General features: G+C 63.4%; 18 protein-coding genes and 1 pseudogene. 4 read left to right on the forward strand and 15 right to left on the reverse strand.

The annotated features are described in order from the left end of the window. Positions 1–171 precede the first annotated feature (171 nt). The 3 genes from ACI7M0_RS20970 to ACI7M0_RS20980 all read left to right on the forward strand — a co-directional run bounded on the left by ACI7M0_RS20970 (position 172) and on the right by ACI7M0_RS20980 (position 2,048). Complete coding sequence (locus ACI7M0_RS20970) at positions 172–516, forward strand: hypothetical protein (RefSeq protein WP_021785939.1); 345 nt, start codon at positions 172–174, stop codon at positions 514–516. A gap of 276 nt (positions 517–792) precedes the next feature. Beyond that, a complete protein-coding gene (locus tag ACI7M0_RS20975; RefSeq protein ID WP_020190164.1) occupies positions 793–1,206 on the forward strand; it encodes a DUF4398 domain-containing protein in 414 nt (137 codons plus the stop codon). Positions 1,207–1,256: 50 nt separating this feature from the next. Beyond that, on the forward strand, positions 1,257–2,048 hold the full coding sequence (locus ACI7M0_RS20980; RefSeq protein WP_020190165.1) for an OmpA family protein: 792 nt from the start codon (positions 1,257–1,259) through the stop codon (positions 2,046–2,048). 177 nt (positions 2,049–2,225) lie between these two features. Here ACI7M0_RS20980 and ACI7M0_RS20985 read toward each other — a convergent pair whose 3' ends face one another. The 15 genes and pseudogenes from ACI7M0_RS20985 to ACI7M0_RS21055 form a co-directional block, all read right to left on the reverse strand. After that, the gene (locus ACI7M0_RS20985; RefSeq protein ID WP_003252219.1) at positions 2,226–2,552 is read right to left on the reverse strand and encodes a hypothetical protein; all 327 of its coding nucleotides are present in this window, start codon (positions 2,550–2,552) and stop codon (positions 2,226–2,228) included. After that, positions 2,549–3,472, reverse strand: coding sequence for an alpha/beta hydrolase (locus ACI7M0_RS20990; RefSeq protein ID WP_020190166.1), 924 nt, complete (start codon positions 3,470–3,472; stop codon positions 2,549–2,551). Before ACI7M0_RS20990 ends, ACI7M0_RS20985 begins: the two co-directional genes overlap by 4 nt. Then, positions 3,444–4,721, reverse strand: a complete 1,278-nt coding sequence (locus ACI7M0_RS20995) for a flavohemoglobin expression-modulating QEGLA motif protein (RefSeq protein WP_003252215.1) — start codon at positions 4,719–4,721, stop codon at positions 3,444–3,446. Before ACI7M0_RS20995 ends, ACI7M0_RS20990 begins: the two co-directional genes overlap by 29 nt. Positions 4,722–4,856: 135 nt before the next feature. Beyond that, a complete protein-coding gene (locus tag ACI7M0_RS21000; protein WP_014592169.1) occupies positions 4,857–5,405 on the reverse strand; it encodes a hypothetical protein in 549 nt (182 codons plus the stop codon). Positions 5,406–5,435: 30 nt separating this feature from the next. Continuing rightward, a complete protein-coding gene (locus ACI7M0_RS21005) occupies positions 5,436–6,140 on the reverse strand; it encodes a TetR/AcrR family transcriptional regulator (RefSeq protein ID WP_129932548.1) in 705 nt (234 codons plus the stop codon). A 190-nt stretch (positions 6,141–6,330) separates the two neighbouring features. Continuing rightward, entirely contained in the window at positions 6,331–7,833 is a 1,503-nt protein-coding gene (lysS, locus tag ACI7M0_RS21010) for a lysine--tRNA ligase (protein ID WP_010952588.1), read from the reverse strand. 93 nt (positions 7,834–7,926) lie between these two features. Beyond that, a protein-coding gene (gene prfB, locus ACI7M0_RS21015; protein ID WP_061405587.1) for a peptide chain release factor 2 occupies positions 7,927–9,022 on the reverse strand; the annotation gives its coding sequence in 2 pieces (ribosomal slippage) (positions 7,927–8,949 and positions 8,951–9,022; 1,095 coding nt in all). Between the two features lie 137 nt (positions 9,023–9,159). Next, positions 9,160–10,164 (reverse strand): Wsp signal transduction system regulator diguanylate cyclase WspR, encoded by a 1,005-nt coding sequence (gene wspR, locus ACI7M0_RS21020; protein ID WP_029615556.1) that lies wholly within the window; start codon positions 10,162–10,164, stop codon positions 9,160–9,162. 51 nt (positions 10,165–10,215) lie between these two features. Further along, the gene (gene wspF / locus ACI7M0_RS21025) at positions 10,216–11,229 is read right to left on the reverse strand and encodes a Wsp signal transduction system protein-glutamate methylesterase WspF (RefSeq protein ID WP_010952586.1); all 1,014 of its coding nucleotides are present in this window, start codon (positions 11,227–11,229) and stop codon (positions 10,216–10,218) included. Further along, complete coding sequence (locus ACI7M0_RS21030; RefSeq protein WP_129932547.1) at positions 11,226–13,523, reverse strand: hybrid sensor histidine kinase/response regulator; 2,298 nt, start codon at positions 13,521–13,523, stop codon at positions 11,226–11,228. Before ACI7M0_RS21030 ends, wspF begins: the two co-directional genes overlap by 4 nt. Further along, entirely contained in the window at positions 13,520–14,185 is a 666-nt protein-coding gene (locus ACI7M0_RS21035; RefSeq protein WP_003252198.1) for a chemotaxis protein CheW, read from the reverse strand. The genes ACI7M0_RS21030 and ACI7M0_RS21035 overlap by 4 nt, the downstream gene beginning before the upstream one ends. Continuing rightward, positions 14,182–15,456, reverse strand: a complete 1,275-nt coding sequence (locus tag ACI7M0_RS21040; RefSeq protein ID WP_020192786.1) for a protein-glutamate O-methyltransferase CheR — start codon at positions 15,454–15,456, stop codon at positions 14,182–14,184. The genes ACI7M0_RS21035 and ACI7M0_RS21040 overlap by 4 nt, the downstream gene beginning before the upstream one ends. Further along, positions 15,453–15,959 carry a chemotaxis protein CheW gene (locus tag ACI7M0_RS21045; protein WP_010952582.1) on the reverse strand — a complete coding sequence of 169 codons (507 nt, stop codon included), beginning with the start codon at positions 15,957–15,959 and terminating at the stop codon, positions 15,453–15,455. The genes ACI7M0_RS21040 and ACI7M0_RS21045 overlap by 4 nt, the downstream gene beginning before the upstream one ends. 5 nt (positions 15,960–15,964) lie before the next feature. Next, a complete protein-coding gene (locus ACI7M0_RS21050; protein ID WP_129932546.1) occupies positions 15,965–17,587 on the reverse strand; it encodes a methyl-accepting chemotaxis protein in 1,623 nt (540 codons plus the stop codon). Positions 17,588–17,757: 170 nt separating this feature from the next. Then, positions 17,758–18,437: pseudogene (locus ACI7M0_RS21055) on the reverse strand (tellurite resistance TerB family protein). Positions 18,438–18,653: 216 nt separating this feature from the next. On the opposite strand from ACI7M0_RS21055, the gene ydcS reads away from it, so the two are divergent. Continuing rightward, on the forward strand, positions 18,654–19,805 hold the full coding sequence (gene ydcS / locus ACI7M0_RS21060; RefSeq protein WP_104962451.1) for a putative ABC transporter substrate-binding protein YdcS: 1,152 nt from the start codon (positions 18,654–18,656) through the stop codon (positions 19,803–19,805). The last annotated feature ends 75 nt before the right edge of the window (positions 19,806–19,880 follow it).

Genomic DNA, 19,880 nt, shown 5'->3' on the forward strand with positions numbered 1-19,880 from the left:
TCCGTTGCATCCCTATCAGCCTCAGCGCGCCCTGTGCAGGAGCGAGCGGTATCCCCCAAGAGTGCCCACAGCCGGGCGACGATGGCAAGCCGTGATCGGCCAAACCAAACTAAAGTGAAAGCACAGCACTCCCATGCAGTGCAGCCTTTCCAGGCGTCAACAGAGGTCATCATGAAAATCCGTGAACTCGCCCAGCACTGGGAACAGAATGCCGCCGGCACCCTCAGCCGTACCGGTCATGTCCTGCACCTGGACCTGGAGTCCGAAGCGCGCCTGGCCGCGCTGATCGACATGTACCCCAAGCGCACCGCCGAAGAACTGCTCGGCGAACTGGTCGCCGCCGCCCTTGAAGAACTGGAGGCCAGCTTCCCCTATGTGCAGGGCCGCCAGGTCATCGCCACCGACGAAGAAGGCGACCCGTTGTACGAAGACGTTGGTCCTACGCCGCGCTTTCTCTCCCTGTCCCGCCAGCACCTGCACAACTTGAGCAACGCGACAGTCGACAGCGACAAATAATCCTGCGCGCCAGCATTCCGGGCCTGCTCAAGGCCCGGAATACCGCTCCAGCCTGGGAAAGTTCCAGGCAAATCGCACTGACCGATCAGTCAGAAATAGTTATCCGATCACGGCGCTTTTTTCTGAACTATTCGAAAAACCTTCGAGTCGGAGCCAATAGCCATCACGCTAAAACCCTGCACACTGCCCTCGTGCACCGTTGAGCTGAAGCGCGCGGTTTTGTCAGGGATTGAGCGATGGACTGCTACGGACATCGTCGTTATCAGGAGTGATCCAATGGAGCTGACCACCATGAAGACCCGCACTAGCAAACTGTCATCCACTCATGTGCGCGGGTTCAAGCTGGCCGCGCTGGCGCTGGGCAGTAGCCTGGTCCTGGCCGGCTGTGCGGGCAATCCGCCCACCGAGCAGTATGCCGTCACCCAGTCCGCCGTGAACTCCGCCGTCAGCGCTGGCGGTACCGAGTTCGCTGCCGTTGAAATGAAAGCGGCTCAGGACAAGTTCAAGCAAGCCGAAATCGCCATGCACGACAAGAAGTACGACGAGGCCAAGCGCCTGGCCCAACAGGCCGAGTGGGATGCCCGCCTCGCCGAACGCAAGGCCCAGGCAGCCAAAGCCCAGAAGGCCGTGCAGGATGCCCGCCAGGGCGTTCAGGACGTACGTGAGGAAGGCCTGCGCAGCGTTCAGTGAGCCCTGCCCCGCCAACCTTAGCCTTCGCACACGATCAAAGGATGAACACTATGCGCAAACACGTCATGATTCCCGCCCTGCTGGCCCTGAGCGTCGGTCTTGCTGCCTGCTCGCACGATCCGAATGCCAATCTGGAAGCGGCCCGCACCAACTTCTCCTCGCTGCAGAGCGACCCGCAAGCGAGCAAGGTCGCGGCACTGGAGACCAAGGACGCCCAGGACTGGCTGAACAAGGCCGACAAGGCGTACATGGACCGTGAAGACGAGAAGAAAGTCGACCAACTGGCCTACCTGACCAACCAGCGCGTCGAAGTGGCCAAGCAGACCATTGCCCTGCGTACTGCCGAAGCTGAACTGAAAAACGCCTCGGCCCAGCGCGCCCAGGCCAAGCTGGATGCCCGCGACGCGCAGATCGCCAAGCTGCAGGACAGCCTCAACGCCAAGCAGACCGACCGCGGAACGCTGGTGACCTTCGGCGACGTGCTGTTCGACTTCAACAAGGCCGAACTCAAGAGCAGTGCTTACCCGAACATCACCAAGCTGGCCCAGTTCCTTCAGGAAAACCCGGAACGCAAGGTGATCGTCGAGGGCTACACCGACAGCGTCGGCTCGGCCAACTACAACCAGACACTGTCCGAACGCCGCGCCAATAGCGTGCGCATGGCACTGGTACGTGCCGGGGTAGATCCGGCGCGTATCGTTTCCCAGGGCTATGGCAAGGAGTACCCGGTAGCGGACAACTCGAGCAACTCGGGACGTGCGCAGAACCGTCGGGTGGAGGTGACCATCTCCAACGACAACCAGCCGGTGGCACCACGCTCGGTGAGCCAGGTTCAGCGCTAACGCTGGGTAGCTGAAAGGACAAGCCCCGCGATCGACGCGGGGCTTTCTTTTGCCTGTTCTGGCCTCTTCGCGGGCACGCCCGCTCCCACAGGTACGGCGCCAGTTTCGAGTTTTGCGCGACCCTGTGGGAGCGGGCACGCCCGCGAAGAGGCGAGTTCAGGCAGCAAGGATAATGGCTCACTGCACCTGCTGCGGTGTTTCTTCGCCCATGCAGCGCACCGCACGCTTGCGGTTGTCCACCAGCACGCCGGTCAGGCCTTTCTGCTGGGTGTCGAACAGCACCAGCACGCCGTCGACGCACTGGGCCACTTGCGGCGCCGGGTCCAGCGATACCTTGTAGTCCTCGCCGGGGATGGTCTTGAGCATGGTGAAGTCCTGCAGCAGCAGGGCATCTTCGGGCTTGGCGAAATGCAGGTAACCGTAATACCACAAAGCCCCTACCGTCACGATGATGCTGCCGACGCCGGTCAGGATCAGCGGGATGGCGTTGCGTTCTTCACTCATTGCTTGTTCTTCTCGTCAGGGAAATTGGGCACTTCGGCAAGCCGCCGCAGGCCGTTGAAATGGCTGGGGTCATCGAGGAACCGCAGCATCACCTGGCGCCAGGTAGGGTCGGCGAAGGTCTGCACGTGACCCCCTCGGGTCAGTTGCAGCACCCGCGGTGGTGGCGCGTGCTGATACAGGCGGATGCCATTGTCCATCGGCACCAGGTTGTCGTCGATGCTGTGGAAAAACAACTTGGGCGGGCTGCTCAATCGCTCGATAGAGCGGATCGCGCTGTCGCCGTCCGGCACCAGCCACGACAGCGGAACCTGCAGTGGCCAGGTCATCCAGGAGGTGCTGAGCGCAAAGCGCCCCACCGCGCGGTAACTGGCCGGCACACCATCGAACACCAGGGCGCTGAAGCGCTGACGCTGCTCGGGGTGGGCCGCCAGGTAATGAATGGCCATGGCACCGCCCAGGCTCTGCCCCAACAGTACCAGCGGCTTGCCCTTGACCTCGGGCGCCTGCTGCAGCCAGGCCATGGCTGCAGCAATGTCCTGGTACACCTCCGGCAGGCTCGGCTGGCCCTGAGACAAGCCATAGCCGCGGTAATCGATCATCAACACCTGGTAGCCCTGCTCCGGCAGCCAGTAGCTCCCCCCCAGGTGCCCTGGCAGGTTACCGCCGTTGCCGTGAAGGTGCAGCACCGTGCCCTTGACCTCGACCCCGGCCTTGGCTGGCAGCCACCAACCGTGAAGGCGGATGCCATCAGCAGTGGTCAGCGTGACATCGCGGTATTCCAGCTTGGCACGCTCAGGGGTGAAGGCCTGACCACGCTCGGGGTAGAACAACAGGCTGCTGCAGCCGCCAAGGCTCAGCAGGACCAGGCCGAGGACGAGCAGGCGGCAGTGCTCAGAGAATGTTCGCGTAGTCGGCTTCAATGCGATCCAGGCTCAGGTGGTTGAGGAAGTTGGAGAAGCACATCCAGGCCGACAGCGCACTCAGGTCGCGGAACTGTTCAGGCAGGTACTTGGGCGGCTCGACCAACCCTTCCTCGACCAGTTGGCGCAGGGTGCGCATGTCTTCCAGGGTGGTCTTGCCACAGAACAGCAACGGGATCTGTTCCAGTTTGCCCTTCTTCACGGCCAACTGAATGTAGTTGTAAACCATGATGAAGCCCTTGAGGTAGGACAAGTCCTTGGTGAATGGCAGGCCGTTGGGCACCGAGCCGCGGAACACCCGGCTGGCGTTGCTGTAGCTCTGCGCCATCTCGAAGCCCTGCTCGCGGAAGAAACCGTAGACCTGCATGAAGTCTGCACCCTCCTCGACCATGTGGATGGCACGGGTGCGGTTGGTGAGCTTGCGCAGGCGGCTGGGGTAGGAGGCAAAGGCGATCACCTCCATGAGAATCGCCAGGCCCTCCTGGGTTACCGTCGAGGAGGGCGGGCCTTTGGCCAGGAAGGTGCAGATCGGCTGGTTCAGGCCATTGAGCGTGGTACCGACGTGCACCAACCCTTCGTGCACCTCCAGGGCGCGCACATCGCGGGCGTTGAACATGGCATCGGCACGCACCTTGATGTAGTCGGCACCGGCTGCGGCGTCGGCGACGATACCGTCGGACTCGAACACGCGAATGGTCCCTTCGGCCTCGCCGAACACGTTGTTCAGCCGGTGCTGGAGGATCTCCACCGCCTCCTTGGCGGTGAGATTCTTTGGCTCATCCTTGAGGTCACCACGGCCATCGATGTTGTTCAGGTAGTCCGACAGCATCAGGCCAAGGTCGGCCAGGGTCGGGTCACCGGCGTGGAAGGCATCCGAGGCGGCGCCGTACAGCTCCTGGGAGATCAGGCCGAAGTCCTCGGTACCGCGCGCTTCGAGCATGCGCACCACCATGCGGTATTCGCGGCACATGCGCTTCATGATCTGCCCGACCGGGTTGAACTGGCCCAACTGGCGAATGATGTCGCGCTCGATGCCCTGGAACTCGGCCTTGACCGCGCTGGAGTCGAACGACAGCGGGCGCGATTGGTAGTAGGCGCGATCAACCGCCGGCGGCTCCTTGCCCTTGGCCTTGAGAAAGCCCTGGCGGATGTTGTCGTCCCACTTCACCGCGTCAAGGACCCGGATCGGCGTCTGTGCCGCGACGATGCGGTCGGACAGGGCGCGGATGGTTTGCTGGTATTCGTCCACCGGGAACTCCTTTCTAGTACACGAAACCTGTACCGGCCTCTTCGCGGGCAAGCCCGCTCCCACAGGGGCACCACAGGATCAGATACCTGTGAAATACCTGTGGGAGCGGGCAAGCCCGCGAAGACGCCAACACGGTCATTTGCCCGAGCGCTGGAACCGCGCCACTTCGACGAACAGGTCGGAGTTGGCCGGGTCGTCCAGGTAGGCCAGCACCCGCGCCGCCGGGCTGTCGATCAGCACGCCGTCGCCGTTGTCCTCCGGCACTTCGGTACTACGACCGCTCAGTTCCTTCTTGTCCACCGCCTGCTGTACCTGCTCGACATCCAGGTTGTAGACCACCAGTTCCTTGCCATCGACGATATCGAAGCCGCCAATCAGGAAATTGCCACCCAGCCGCTTGGGCACGCCGGCCGACAAGTACCAGCGGTTGCCGTGGCGTGACACGGTGAACACGTATTCTTCAGGGGCCTTGCCCTTGGCCGTGGCCACCGCCTTGTAGGCGTCGCCACCGCTACGGCTGATCACCAGTTTCAACGGCTCCCCCCAGGCGTCCTTGCTGCTCCACTTGCCGAGCAGGGCCTTGGGCGCGGCCTGGTTGCTGGGCAAGGGCTCATGGAAAGTCACCAGACAACCGCCCAGCAGCAGGAATGACAAAGTCAACAACACCACACGCCAGGCTTTCATCAGGTTCTCCTTGAAAAGGTCGTTCTCGGCTCAGGCCGATGCCAGCACCAGCTGCAGGTATCGGGTAAGCATAGCGAGCATCTGCCCATCGGCTTGCGCATTCGCATCCTTGAGCAGGCCTTGATATTCCAACTGCTCGATAATCGCCGTCAACATCTGTGCATCCTGCTCCGGCTGCCGCGAACCCACGACCTGCAGCAATTGCCGGGTGCCGTGCAGCAGGATCTGCTCATGAGCGCACACCAGCTCAGCCAGTCGCGGGCACAGCAATGCTTCCTGGCGGAAAGCCTGCTCGGCCATCAGGAAGTCACGGCGGTTCAGCAGTTGCCGCTGAACGTAATCGGCGGTCATGCGCGCCACGTCGTCAGCCAGCCGCGCCCGTGCCTGCGGGCTGCCATCGCCCTGTGCCAGCAACTGGCGCAACACCACCTCGGTATTGGCCCACAGTTTGGCCATGTAGGCCGCACTGCGCTCGACGTACTGGGCAAAGGTATCGGTGAGCAGGTCCTCGATGTCCTTGAAGTAGTAGGTGGTGGCCGACAATGGCACGCCGGCCTCGGCGGCCACTGCCCGGTGACGCACACCGCGCACGCCGTCGCGTACGACAATGCGCATGGCGGCATCGAGAATCAACTGGCGACGCTGTTCGCTGCCTTGGCGGGCAGTCTTGCGGCCTTGGTATTGCACGCTTTCGGCGACGGCGGTGGCGATGCCGGCGGCGCCTTGGTCAGGCATGGCGGGTGTCACGGGGGATACCTCATGGGCAGTGTTTCGTCAGTGCTGGCCTCTTCGCGGGTAAACCCGCTCCTACAAGGGCCTGCTGGGGCCTTTGTAGGAGCGGGTTTACCCGCGAAGGGGCCAGCACTGACAACATAAAGCTTCAGGCAAGAAAAAGCCGCCTCGAAAGGCGGCTCGTTCAGCTCACTCAGGCCTGCGGACGCATGTGCGGGAACAGGATGACGTCGCGGATCGACGGCGAGTTGGTCAGCAGCATCACCAGGCGGTCAATGCCGATGCCTTCACCGGCGGTCGGCGGCATGCCGTACTCCAGCGCACGAACGAAGTCGGCGTCATAGTGCATGGCTTCATCGTCACCCGCGTCCTTCTCGGCCACCTGGGCCAGGAAGCGCTCGGCCTGATCTTCGGCATCGTTGAGCTCGGAGTAGGCGTTGGCGATTTCGCGGCCACCGATGAACAGCTCGAAACGGTCGGTAACGGCCGGGTTGTCGTCGTTGCGACGGGCCAGCGGCGACACTTCGAACGGGTACTCGGTAATGAAGTGCGGCTGTTCCAGCTTGTGCTCGACCAGCTCTTCGAAAATCATCACCTGCAGCTTGCCCAGGCCTTCATGGCCCAGCACCTTGGCGCCGGCCTTCCTGGCAATCTCGCGGGCGCGGTCGACGTCCTGCAGGTCGGCGGCGGTCAGCTCCGGGTTGTACTTGAGGATCGAGTCGAACACCGACAGGCGTACGAACGGCTCGCCGAAGTGGAAGACCTTGTCGCCGTACGGTACGTCAGTGGAGCCCAGTACCAGTTGCGCCAGCTCGCGGAACAGTTCCTCGGTGAGGTCCATGTTGTCGCGGTAGTCGGCGTAGGCCTGGTAGAACTCGAGCATGGTGAATTCAGGGTTATGACGAGTCGAAACGCCTTCGTTACGGAAGTTGCGGTTGATCTCGAACACTTTCTCAAAACCACCGACCACCAGACGCTTGAGGTACAGCTCCGGCGCGATACGCAGGAACATGGCCATGTCCAGGGCATTGTGGTGGGTTTCGAACGGCTTCGCAGCGGCGCCGCCCGGGATGGTCTGCAGCATCGGCGTCTCGACTTCGAGGAAGTCACGCTCGATGAGGAACTTGCGGATGTGCGAGATCACCTGCGAACGCACACGGAAGGTGTGGCGGGTTTCTTCGTTGACCATCAGGTCGACGTAGCGCTGGCGGTAGCGCTGCTCGGTGTCGGTCAGGCCGTGGTGCTTGTCGGGCAGCGGGCGCAGCGACTTGGTCAGCAGGCGCACGTTGGTCATTTCGACGTACAGGTCGCCTTTGCCGGAGCGGGCCAGGGTGCCTTCGGCGCTGATGATGTCGCCCAGGTCCCAGGTCTTGACCGCGGCCAGGGTTTCTTCCGGCAGGGTCTTGCGGTTGACGTAGACCTGAATACGGCCAGTCATGTCCTGGATAACCATGAACGAACCACGGTTGAGCATGATGCGGCCGGCGACCTTGACCGGGATCGCGGCTGCTTCCAGCTCTTCCTTGGTCTTGTCCGCGTATTGCTTCTGCAGGTCGTTGCAGTAGCTGTCGCGACGGAAGTCGTTGGGGAAGGCATTGCCCTTGGCACGCTCGGCGGCAAGTTTTTCCTTGCGCAGGGCGATCAGGGCGTTTTCTTCCTGTTGCAGGTCTTGCGATTCGGTCTTGAGGTCGCTCATGTCGTCATTCTTTCCATCAGGTATTCGTTGCCCGTTCCGGGCAGGGCACGCGCTACCGGCGGCTGGCCAGGTAGCGCGGCATGGGGGTGCGAATTACAGGCCCTGCTTGAGGCTCGCTTCCAGGTACTGGTCAAGGTCGCCATCGAGGACCTTCTGGCAGTCGCTACGCTCGACGCCGGTACGCAAGTCCTTGATACGCGAGTCATCCAGTACGTAAGAGCGGATCTGGTGGCCCCAGCCGATGTCCGACTTGCTGTCTTCCAGCGCCTGCGAGGCGGCATTGCGCTTCTGCATTTCCAGTTCGTACAACTTGGCCCGCAGCATTTTCATGGCGGTGTCCTTGTTGGCGTGCTGGGAGCGTTCGTTCTGGCAAGCCACCACGGTATTGGTCGGTACGTGGGTGATACGGACCGCCGAGTCGGTGGTGTTCACGTGCTGACCACCGGCACCGGAGGAGCGGTAGGTGTCGATGCGCAGGTCGGACGGGTTGATCTCGATTTCGACCTTGTCGTCGATCTCGGGCGATACGAACACCGCCGAGAACGACGTGTGGCGACGGGCACCGGAGTCGAACGGGCTCTTGCGCACCAGGCGGTGCACGCCGATTTCGGTGCGCAGCCAGCCGAAGGCGTATTCGCCCTTGATGTGCACGGTTGCACCTTTGATACCGGCCACTTCACCTTCGGAAAGCTCGATGATGGTGGCATCGAAACCACGCTTGTCGGCCCAGCGCAGGTACATGCGCAGCAGGATGTTGGCCCAGTCCTGCGCTTCGGTACCACCGGAACCGGCCTGGATGTCCAGGTAGGCGTTGTTCATGTCCATCTCGCCGCTGAACATGCGACGGAACTCAAGCTGGGCCAGGTTTTCTTCCAGGCTTTCCAGCTCGGTCACGACGTCGCCGACGGCGCCTTCGTCATTCTCTTCGACGGCCATGTCGAGCAGGTCCTGGCAGTCACCCAGGCCGTTGGACAGCTTGTCCAGGGTCTCGACGACCTGGGCCAGCATGGCACGCTCGCGGCCCAGTGCCTGGGCGTACTCAGGCTTGTTCCAGACGTTGGGGTCTTCCAGCTCGCGGTTGACTTCGATCAGGCGGTCATGCTTGTGATCGTAGTCAAAGATACCCCCGAATTGACTGGGAACGCTCGGTGAGGTCCTTGATGGTGTTCAGGATCGGTTGGATTTCCATGGGCGGGCTACTCGTGCGAATTCGGTGAAAAGCCCGCGAGTATAACCGAGTCCGCAGCATGGCGGCAGACCCGCCGGGCGGTCGTATGTCGATAGGGCAACCTGCGCTCCCACACAGGCCGCGCCGACTCCAGGAGCTCAGGCGATGCCGACCTGGTTACGCCCACCGTTCTTGGCCAGGTACAGACCTTTATCGGCCGCCGAAATGAGCTGCCGGCAATGGCTGCCGATAGCCGGAGTCTGGGTGGCCAGGCCGATGCTCACGGTCAAGAACGTATCAGCCGTCGGCGCAGTATGGGGGATGCCAAGGCCCAGCACGGTCTGGCGCAGTTTTTCGGCCACCAGCCGCGCCCCGCCTGGCGAGGTATTGGGCAGCACCAGGGCAAACTCTTCGCCGCCATAGCGCGCCGGCAGGTCGGTCGGCCGCGAGCACGAGCTACGGATGGCTTCGGCGACCTGGCGCAAGGCCTCGTCACCGGCCAGATGGCCAAAGCTGTCGTTGTAGACTTTGAAGTAATCCACGTCGATCATCAGCAACGACAACTGCTGCTGTTCACGCATCGCCCGGCGCCACTCCAGCTCCAGGTATTCGTCGAAGTGACGGCGGTTGGACAGCCCGGTCAGGCCATCGGAGTTCATCAGCCGCTGCAGCATCAGGTTGGAATCAAGCAACTGCTGCTGGCTGACGCGCAGGGCACGGTAGGCCTCGTCGCGCTGCAGCAGGGTCAGGTAGGAGCGCGAGTGGTAGCGAATGCGGGCCACCAGTTCGATGGTGTCAGGCAGCTTGACCAGGTAATCGTTGGCCCCGGCGGCAAATGCCGCACTCTTTACCAGCGGGTCTTCCTTGGTCGACAGGACAATGATCGGGATGTCCTGGGTCACCGGGTTGTTGCGGTACTCGCGCACCAGGGTCAAGCCGTCCAGCCCAGGCATGATCAGGTCTTGAAGAATGACCGTGGGCTTGATGCGCATGGCCTGGGCCACCGCCTGGTGCGGGTCGGCACAGAAGTGGAAGTCGATGTTGTCTTCATTGGCCAAGCCACGCCGCACCGCTTCGCCGATCATGGCCTGATCGTCGACCAGCAGCACCATCGCCGAGTTTTCGTTGGTGGTCGCGAAACCTTCGATCGGTAAATCATTCATCATTGTTCACCCGATCACTACCGGCCTGGCGGCGTGATTCAATACATTTCGTCATTTTGCGAAAAATTCAGTCAAGCGCCCGGCAATGCGTTCCAGCGGGCGGATTTCCACGGCGGCATCAATAGCCGCAGCAGCCTTGGGCATGCCGTACACCGCGCTGCTGGCCTGGTCCTGGGCAATGGTCAGAAAGCCCTGCTGACGCATCAGCTTCAGGCCCTGGGCACCGTCGCGGCCCATGCCGGTGAGCAGCACGCCCACTGCATCACCATTCCAGTAACGTGCCACGCTCTCGAAGAACACATCGATCGAGGGCCGGTAGATTTCATTCACAGGTTCCGCAGTGTAGGCCAGTTGGCCATTCTGTAGCAGGCGAATGTGGTGGTTGGTACCGGCCAGGAGTACCTGCCCTGGCTGCGGCGGTTCGCCTTCACGGGCCAGGCGCACCGGCAGGCCTGCTGCGCTGCTGAGCCATTCGGCCATGCCTGCGGCAAACACCTGGTCCACATGCTGGACCAGCACGATGGCCGCCGGAAACGCTGCCGGCAAGCCCTTGAGCAATACTTCGAGTGCTGCAGGGCCACCTGCCGAAGACCCGATTGCCACCAACCCGCGGCGCTGGGAAGCCTCGCGCAGCGGCGCAGCGACCGACCTTGCGGCAGGTGCCCGCTGCTGGCCGACCAGCCAGCCGATATTGAGGATCTTGCGCAGCAAGGGCGCCGCCGCTTCGCGGGCATCGCCAGCGCCCAACGCCGGGGTGTCGACCACATCGAGGGCGCCATGGCCCATGGCCTCGAATACCCGGTGTACGTTCTGCTTACGGTCGACCGTGACGATGACAATGGCGCACGGGGTTTCGGCCATGATCCGCCGGGTTGCCTCGACACCGTCCATCACCGGCATGATCAGGTCCATGAGGATCAGGTCCGGTAACTGCTCGGTGCAACGCTGCACCGCTTCGGCACCGTTACTGGCCACCCACACGACCTGGTGTGCGGGCTCCAGGGCGACCGCCCGGCGCAACGCTTCGACGGCCAGGGGCATGTCATTGACGATGGCGATCTTCATCCCTGAGCACCTCCGATCAGTTCCACAACAGCATCCAGCAACGCATCGTCGTGGAAACTGGCCTTTGCCAAATAGTAGTCGGCGCCAGCGTCCAGGCCACGCCGTCGGTCTTCCTCACGGTCTTTATAGGACACCACCATCACCGGCAATGACTGCAGGCGCTGGTCGCGACGCACCAGGGTAACCAGCTCGATACCGTCCATGCGCGGCATGTCGATGTCGGTGATCAACAGGTCGAAGTCCTCACTGCGCAGGGCGTTCCAGCCGTCCATGCCGTCCACCGCCACCGCCACGTCGTAGCCACGGTTGCCCAGCAGCTTGCGCTGCAGTTCGCGTACGGTCAGCGAGTCGTCGACCACCAGGATGCGTTTGCGGACTACGCCACGGGCTCCGCTGCTGCCGCGCTCGATGCGCTCCAGGCTGCCCGTGCTGAGCAGTTTTTCCAGCGAGCGTAGCAAGTCTTCGACATCGACGATCAGGACCACCGAGCCATCATCGAGCAAGGCGCCGGAGGAAATGTCCTGCACCTTCCCCAGGCGTGGGTCGAGTGGCATCACGACCAGCACCCGCTCCCCCACCAGCCGCTCCACGGCCACGCCATACAGCTGCTCGCGCTCACGAATCACCACTACCCGCAGGCTGGCTTCGTCGCTTTGCCCAGCCGGGCGATTGAGCAACTGGCTGGCCGCCACCAGGCCAATATGCCGGCCTTCGTGCCAGAAGTGCTGGCGCCCCTCGATCTGCACGATCTGTTCGGCGGTCACTTCCAGCGTGCGTTCGATATGGGCCAGCGGGAAGGCGTAAGCCTCACCGCCCACCTCGACCACCAGGCTGCGAACGACCGACAGGGTCAGCGGCACCTGAAGATGGAAGCGACAGCCCTGCCCTGCCACCTGGGTCAACTCGATCGAGCCGCGCAGCTCGCGGATCAAGTGCTGCACCGCATCCAGCCCCACACCGCGCCCGGACACTTCGGTAACCTTGTCACGCAGGCTGAAACCGGGCAGGAACAGGAACGTCAGCAGCTCCGCCTCACTCATCCGCGCCACCGTGTCAGCGGGCGACAGGGCGCGCTCGACGATGCTGCTGCGCAGGCGCTCCAGGTCGATACCGGCGCCATCGTCGATCAGCTCCAGGCTGAGCATGCCCGCCTGGTGCGAAGCCCGCAGGCGGATCACACCCTCGTCCGGCTTGCCCGCCAGCAGGCGCCGCTCGGGCAATTCGATGCCGTGGTCGACGGCATTGCGCAACAGGTGGGTCAGCGGTGCTTCGAGCTTTTCCAGCACATCGCGGTCGACCTGGGTCTTCTCCCCTTCCACCACCAGCCGCACCGGCTTGCCCAGCGAACGGCCCAGGTCGCGGACCATGCGGCTTTGCCCGGTCAGCACGTCGGCAAACGGCCGCATCCGGCAGGCCAGGGCGGTGTCATACAACAACTGCGCACGCTGGCTGGCCTGCCAGCCGAACTCATCCAGGTCGGCCGCCTGCTGCTGCAGAATCTGCTGGGTCTCTGCCAGCAGGCGCTGGGTCTGTGCCAAGGCTTCGAGCACCTCGTTGCCCAGCCCCTTGTCTTCCAGCTGCATGCGCAAGCCGTCAAGCGCCTGCATACCTTGGCCGTGCATGCGCTTGAGGCGCTGCAGGGTAGCCAGATATGGCTTGAGCCGCTGGGTTTCCACCAGCGACTTGCTGGACAGGTCAAGCAGGCTATTGAGGCGGTCGGCGGTGACACGCAGTACCCGCTCGGCACCTTCGCCAGCGCGCTTGCCAGCCTTGCGCCGCAGGGCGGGTTCGGGCTCTGGTTCCGGCGGTTCGGCTGGCATTACCACGGGTGCAGGCCGCAGGGTTGCCAGCGGCGGCTCCGGCGGCATGGATGCAGCCAGCGGCACGACAGGCATGGCAGAGGCGCCCGGGTCGAGCAGGCTGGCCATTTGCGCAAGAAACACCGGCAAGGTCGCCTGCGCCCCGGCATCGCCGGGTGTGGCAATACGCATCAGCAAGTCGGTACCTTGCAACAGCGCGTCAATATGCTCGGCGGTCAGCCGCAGTCGGCCTTCCTGGGCCGCCACAAGGCAGTCTTCCATCACGTGGGCGACACTGACGCCAGCATCCACCCCGACAATGCGCGCAGCCCCCTTGAGCGAGTGGGCAGCGCGCATGCAGGCCTCGAGCTGGTCAGCCTGGGTAGGGTTGCGCTCCAGTGCCATCAGGCCGGCATTGAGCACTTGGGTCTGCGCCTCGGCCTCCAGGCTGAACAGTTCGAGCAACGATGCGTCGCGCATTTGCTCTGGGGTCATGACAGGCTCCGCTGCACGGCAGACAGTAAGTGTTGATCGTCCAGAACCCGCACGCTGCGGCCGCGCCACTGCAGGACTGCGGCGGTGAAGCGTGTGGCGTCCCGGCCACTGCCCAGCAACTGCGGGTCGAGCCGGTGAATACCGTCGATTTCCTCGACAGCCATCACCACCGGCCCGCCTTCGGCGGCCAGAATCAGCATACGTGGCATCGCCCGTGCGCTGCGTTGCTCGGTGGAGCCGGCCTGCACCCCGAGCAAGTCAGCCAGGGACAGGCACGGCACCAACGCACCGCGTACATTGGCAACCCCGTGCAGCAGCCGCGAGCGCTGGTGCGGCAATGAATGCACCGCCTGCAACGGGGCGATTTCGGCCAGGCAGGCGGTAGCCAGCGCCAGCCACTCTTCGCCCAGACGGAACAGCAGCATCGAACGACCGGTGTTTTCCGCGTCCGGCTGCACCGCTGCAGCCTGGTGCTCCTGCACCAGCGCATAGCGGTCGAGCAAACGCGTGGCCGCAGCGGCATACACCTCGCAATTACGGCAATGAACATGCCGCTCCAGCAGTGGGCACTGCTTGTCGCCGCGTACGCCAATGCGGTTCCAGCAGTCGTCGATGTGCGCGTCATCCTCGGCGAGCAATTGCATCGCGGATTCACTGTTCATCGTTCAGACTCCCGGCCAGCCCGCGCCGCGCGCTCCTGAAGGCGCCGAGCGCCGGCCAGGTCACCCTGGGCCGCCAGCAAGGCGGCCAGGTGCACCAGCGCCTCGGGGTGCTGTGGTTCCAGGTACAGGGCCTTGCGATAGTGGCTCAGCGCCTGCTGCGCATCGCCTTCGGTATCACTGAGCAACCCCAGCCAGTAGTACACCTGTGCCGACGGCGGGTACTGGCTCAGGTAGCGCTGGCATTCGCTACGGGCCTGCTCGCTGGCACCGGCATTGGCCAGCCGGGCAATGCCGGCCAGCAACTCGCTGGCCCCCTCGTGGCTGTGCTCGCGGGCTGGCGCTGGCCTGGCCGCCACCGGCAGCACACGCAGCGAACGCGGCAACGGCACACTGGGCTGCGGATAAACCGGTGCGGGCAACGTCGTGAACGCACGCTTGGCAGGTTGGGCGGGTGCCGCCGCCAAGGGGGCGCTGTCACCTTCATGACGTACATAGGCAAACGACTGGGCGATCCCCAATGGACGCATGCCCATGCGTGCCAGCAAGCTGCCTTCGGCCGGGCCGATGAACAGCACACCCTGCGGATGCAGCAAGCGCTTGAGCACTTCGAACACACGCTGTTGGGTCGGTACGTCGAAATAGATCAACAGGTTGCGACAGAACACGAAGTCATACAGGCCGTCGCGGCTGGCCAGCGCCGGGTCAAGCACATTGCCCACCCGCAGGCTGACTTGCTGGCGTACCCGCTCATGCAGGCGGTGGCCTTCGTCCAGAGCATCGAAGTAGCGCTCGCGAAAGCCCAGTTCGCTACCCCGGAACGCATTGCGCCCATACACCGCCTGCCCGGCCTTGGCTACTGAACTTGGGCTGATGTCCATTCCATCGACAAGGAATGCCCCAGGCGCCATGCCGGCGTCAAACAAGGCCATGGCCAGCGAATAGGGCTCCTCGCCGGTAGAGCACGGCAGGCTGAGCAAACGCAGCGGGCGCGCGCCAGCCAGTTGAGCCAGCCGTTTATGGGCCAGGCTGGCCAGCGCAGTGAAGGATTCGGGGTAACGGAAAAACCAGGTTTCCGGGACGATCACCGCTTCGATCAGCGCCTGTTGCTCGTCTGCCGACTGCTGCAGGCGCAGCCAGTAATCGTCCAGGTCCATCGCGCCCGCAGCCACGCAACGTTGGCGCAGCGCGCGTTCGACCATGGGCGCGCCCACCGACTCCACGTCCAGGCCAATACGCTCGCGCAAGAAGCGGAAGAAACGCTGTTCGTTCATGTAGGCATCCCTGTCGGGTCTTGCGTGTACAGCAATGCGTGCACGGTGTCGGGCAGCAGGTCATTGACTTCGATGCGCTGCAGCAGGCCTTGGGCATCCTGGCGCACCGGGCCCAGATAAGGCGCATCGCCTGTGTCCACCCCATAGGGCTGGAACTCGTCCGGTTGGCAACGCAGGGTTTCGGTGGCCTGCTCCAGGATCAGGCCAAGCTGCAGGCCGCCTCGGTAGTGCACCAGCACCAGGCGGGTGCTGGTGCGTTGCACCGCCGGCTGGCCAAAGCTCAAGGCGGCAAGGTCGATGACCGGAACCAGCTGGCCACGATGGGCGAGGATGCCCGCGACCCAGGCAGGTGCCTGGGCGATCGGCTTGAGCGGCTGACGCGGCAACACTTCGATCACCTCGTGCACGCTCAGGGCAAAACGCTGCGCTCTGATGCGAAACTGCAGGTACAACGCCCCCTCGGTGTTCGCCGCCCGCGCGGTGCGCAGTTGCAAGTCGTTCATCGCGGTCAGACTTTGAAGCGCGACACGCCGCCACGCAGGCCCGCGGCCACCTGGCTCAGCTCGTCGATGGCATAGCTGGCCTGGCGCAGCGACTCGACAGTCTGGGTGCTGGCATCGCTGAGCTGGGCCAGCGCCTGGTTGATCTGTTCGGCACCGGTGGCCTGGGCCTGCATGCCTTCGTTGACCATCAATACACGCGGCGCCAAGGCCTGCACCTGGTGAATGATCTGGCTCAGTTGCTCGCCCACCTGCTGCACCTCGAACATGCCGCGGCGCACTTCTTCGGAGAACTTGTCCATCCCCATGACACCGGCCGACACTGCCGACTGGATCTCGCGCACCATTTGCTCGATGTCGTAGGTGGCCACGGCGGTCTGGTCGGCCAGGCGGCGCACTTCGGTCGCGACCACGGCAAAGCCGCGGCCATATTCACCGGCCTTTTCCGCTTCGATTGCGGCATTGAGCGACAGCAGATTGGTCTGGTCGGCAACCTTGACGATGGTTACCACCATCTGGGTGATGTTGCTGGCCTTCTCGTTGAGGATACCGAGCTTGGCATTGACCAGGTCGGCAGCGCCCATCACCTGGTGCATGGTCTCTTCCATGCGTGCCAGGCCCTGCTGCCCGGAGCCTGCCAGACTGGATGCCTGATCAGCAGCCGTCGTCACTTCGGTCATGGTGCGCACCAGGTCCCGCGAAGTCGCGGCGATTTCCCGCGAGGTGGCGCCGATTTCGGTGGTGGTAGCGGCCGTCTCGGTGGCGGTGGCCTGCTGCTGCTTGGACGTGGCGGCAATTTCGGTGACCGAAGTGGTCACCTGCACCGACGAGCGTTGGGCCTGGGCCACCAGGTTGGCCAGTGCCTCGGCCATTTCGTTGAAGCCGCTTTCGATGGCACCGAATTCGTCCTTGCGATCCAGGCTCAGGCGCATGCTCAGGTCACCGGAACGCAGCTTGTCGAGGGCATGCACGATACGCTGCATGGGCGCTGTGATAGTACGCAGCAGCAGCAGGCCGCAGATGCCGGCAGCAACGATTGCCAGCAACAGTGAGACCACCATGCTGCCCTTGGCCGTGTTGACCGCGTTGACGATATCGTCGGTGGCGGCATCGGCAGAGGCACGATTATTCTCGATCACTTCGGTCAGGTGCTCGCGCCCATCCTTCCAGGCCGGGGTGAGGACTTCGTTGATCAGCCGTTGGGCCTCGTCGTAGTTGCGCTGACCGTAGGCATCCAGCACCTGGTTGACGATCTTGAGGTAGCTTTCTTCCAGTTGCACGAAGCTGTCGAAGCGGACCTGGTCGTCTTTGTCCTGGATGGTGGCCTGGTAGCTGGCCATGTATTGCTTCAGCCGGTTATCGAAGCTTCTGAACAGTTCCAGGTCGGCCGATGTGATTTCACGATGGTTGGACAGGCCCACCAGTTGCTGGCTGGTGACGTAGCTGTCGACCCAGGCGCTGCGGATCATCGAGCTGTAGTAGACGCCGGGAATGCTGTCGGTCCCCACCGCCTCTTCGGCGGTTTCGATAGTCACCAACCGCGAGTAGGCGGCCACGATCATCAGCAGCATGATGGCGATGATCACGGCGAAACTTGCCAGGATCCGTTGGCGCAAGGTCCAGTTCTTCACATTCAGCCCTCAGGAATTCACAACGAGCGGGAAAAATCGCCGAAGTATAGCCCAGAGGTCTTACGGTATTGATGTGATTGTCGTCAGGAATTTTGCGCCTGTGAGACCGAGCGCCGCGCGGGCGGCGCTCGGTCTCACAGGCGCTCAATAGGCCGTGGCAAGCACCGCCACTACGCTGCAGTCAACCGCACCTGGCTTTCCAGTTCCTGGCGCAAGCCCGGATCCAGCCGCAGCTGGCGAGCCAGCTCGTCCAGGTAGGCACGCTCCATGAAGTTTTCCTGATCGACCATCATCACGCTGGCCAGGTACATCTCGGCAGCCATCTCCGGCGTTTGCGCAGCGCGGGCCACTTCGGCCGGGTCCAGCGGCTTGTTCAGCTCGGCATGCAGCCAGTGCTGCAATTCGCGGTCGCTGTCCAGGCGCGTGAATTCACCCTCGATCAGCGCCCGCTCGCGCTCGTCGATATGCCCATCGGACTTGGCCGCCGCCACCAGGGCGCGCAGTACCGCCTGGCTGTGCTGCTCGGCCTGGGCCGGCGGCAGGCGGTCGATGGTTTGAGGCTCGGCTGCGGCCCCCCGCTGGTTTGCCTGCCAGTTGCCGTAAGCTTTATAGGCCAGTACCCCCAGCGCGGCGAGGCCGCCGTAAGTCAGGGCCTTGCCACCGTACTTGCGGGCCTTCTTGCTACCCAGCAACAGGCCCAGAGCGCCCCCACCCAGCAGGCCGCCTCCTGCCCCGGACAACAACCCGCCCAACCCGCCCGAAGGGCTGCCAGGCTTGGTGGCGCCCCCTGCTTTTCGAGCAGTTGCTGGCCGGATTTGAGGAGTTGATCGAGCAAGCCACGGGTGTTCATTCGCGTGTCTCCACGTAAGAAGATTCAAACGCCAGAGTAAGGCTTGGCGGAGCACACGCCATGCAGGGATTTGCTTCAGGATGTTGCGTTAGCGGGCAAAAAGCCAACTAGACTCGATATCGCCAATACCTCGCACTCACGCACTACGCTTATAACGATTGTTTCACTGCTTGCCTCATGACTGCCCGAACAAGATCGCCAAGAAGAGGGAACACCATGTCAGTGCACAAGACCGCATTGCTCGGCGCCACCACCTGCGCCATGCTGGCCAGCGCCAGCCTGCAGGCCGCCGAAGCGCCCAAGGCCCTGGGGGCCGGCGAGGGGCGCCTGGACATCGTCGCCTGGCCCGGCTACATCGAACGCGGTGAAAGCGACAAGGCCTACGACTGGGTGACCGGTTTCGAAAAGGAAACCGGCTGCAAGGTCAGCGTGAAAACGGCCGCCACCTCGGACGAGATGGTCAGCCTGATGACCAAGGGCGGCTATGACCTGGTCACCGCCTCGGGCGATGCATCGCTGCGGCTGATTGCAGGCAAGCGCGTACAGCCGATCAACACCGCCTTGATCCCCAACTGGAAGAGCATCGACCCGCGCCTGCAGAACGGTAGCTGGTATGTGGTCGACAAGCAGGTGTACGGCACGCCGTACCAGTGGGGGCCAAACGTGCTGCTGTACAACACCGACACCTTCAAGCAGGCGCCCACCAGCTGGAGCGTGGTGTTCGAGCCGCAGAACCTGCCCGACGGCAAGCCGAACAAGGGCCGCGTGCAAGCCTATGACGGGCCGATCTACATCGCCGATGCAGCGCTGTACCTGAAGTCGGCCAGGCCCGAACTGGGCATCAAGGACCCGTACGAACTGAACGAGGCACAATACAAGGCCGTGCTGGAACTGCTGCGCCAGCAACAACCGCTGATCCACCGCTATTGGCATGACGCCACGGTCCAGATGAGCGATGTGAAAAACGAAGGCGTGGTTGCCTCCAGCTCCTGGGGCTACATGGTCAATGGCCTCAAGGCCGAGAACCAGCCAGTGGCCTCCACCATCCCCAAGGAGGGCGCGACCGGCTGGGCCGACACCACCATGCTGCACGCCGAGGCCAAGCACCCCAATTGCGCCTACAAGTGGATGGACTGGTCGTTGCAACCTAAGGTGCAAGGCGATGTGGCGGCCTGGTTCGGCTCGTTGCCGGCTGTGCCGGCGGCGTGCACCGGCAGCGAGCTGCTGGGGGCAGAGGGCTGCAAGACCAACGGCTTCGACAACTTCGACAAGATTGCCTTCTGGAAAACACCGCAGGCCCAAGGGGGCAAGTTCGTCCCTTACAGCCGCTGGACCCAGGACTACATTGCGATCATGGGTGGTCGCTGAGGTTGCCTGAATGCCTGTACCAGCCTTTTCCCGGGCAATCCCGCTCCCCCAGGTTCTTCACCGCCTGCAAGGGTG

It is taken from the genome of Pseudomonas sp. 10(2024) (assembly GCF_045164175.1).
Taxonomy (GTDB): domain Bacteria; phylum Pseudomonadota; class Gammaproteobacteria; order Pseudomonadales; family Pseudomonadaceae; genus Aquipseudomonas; species Aquipseudomonas alloputida.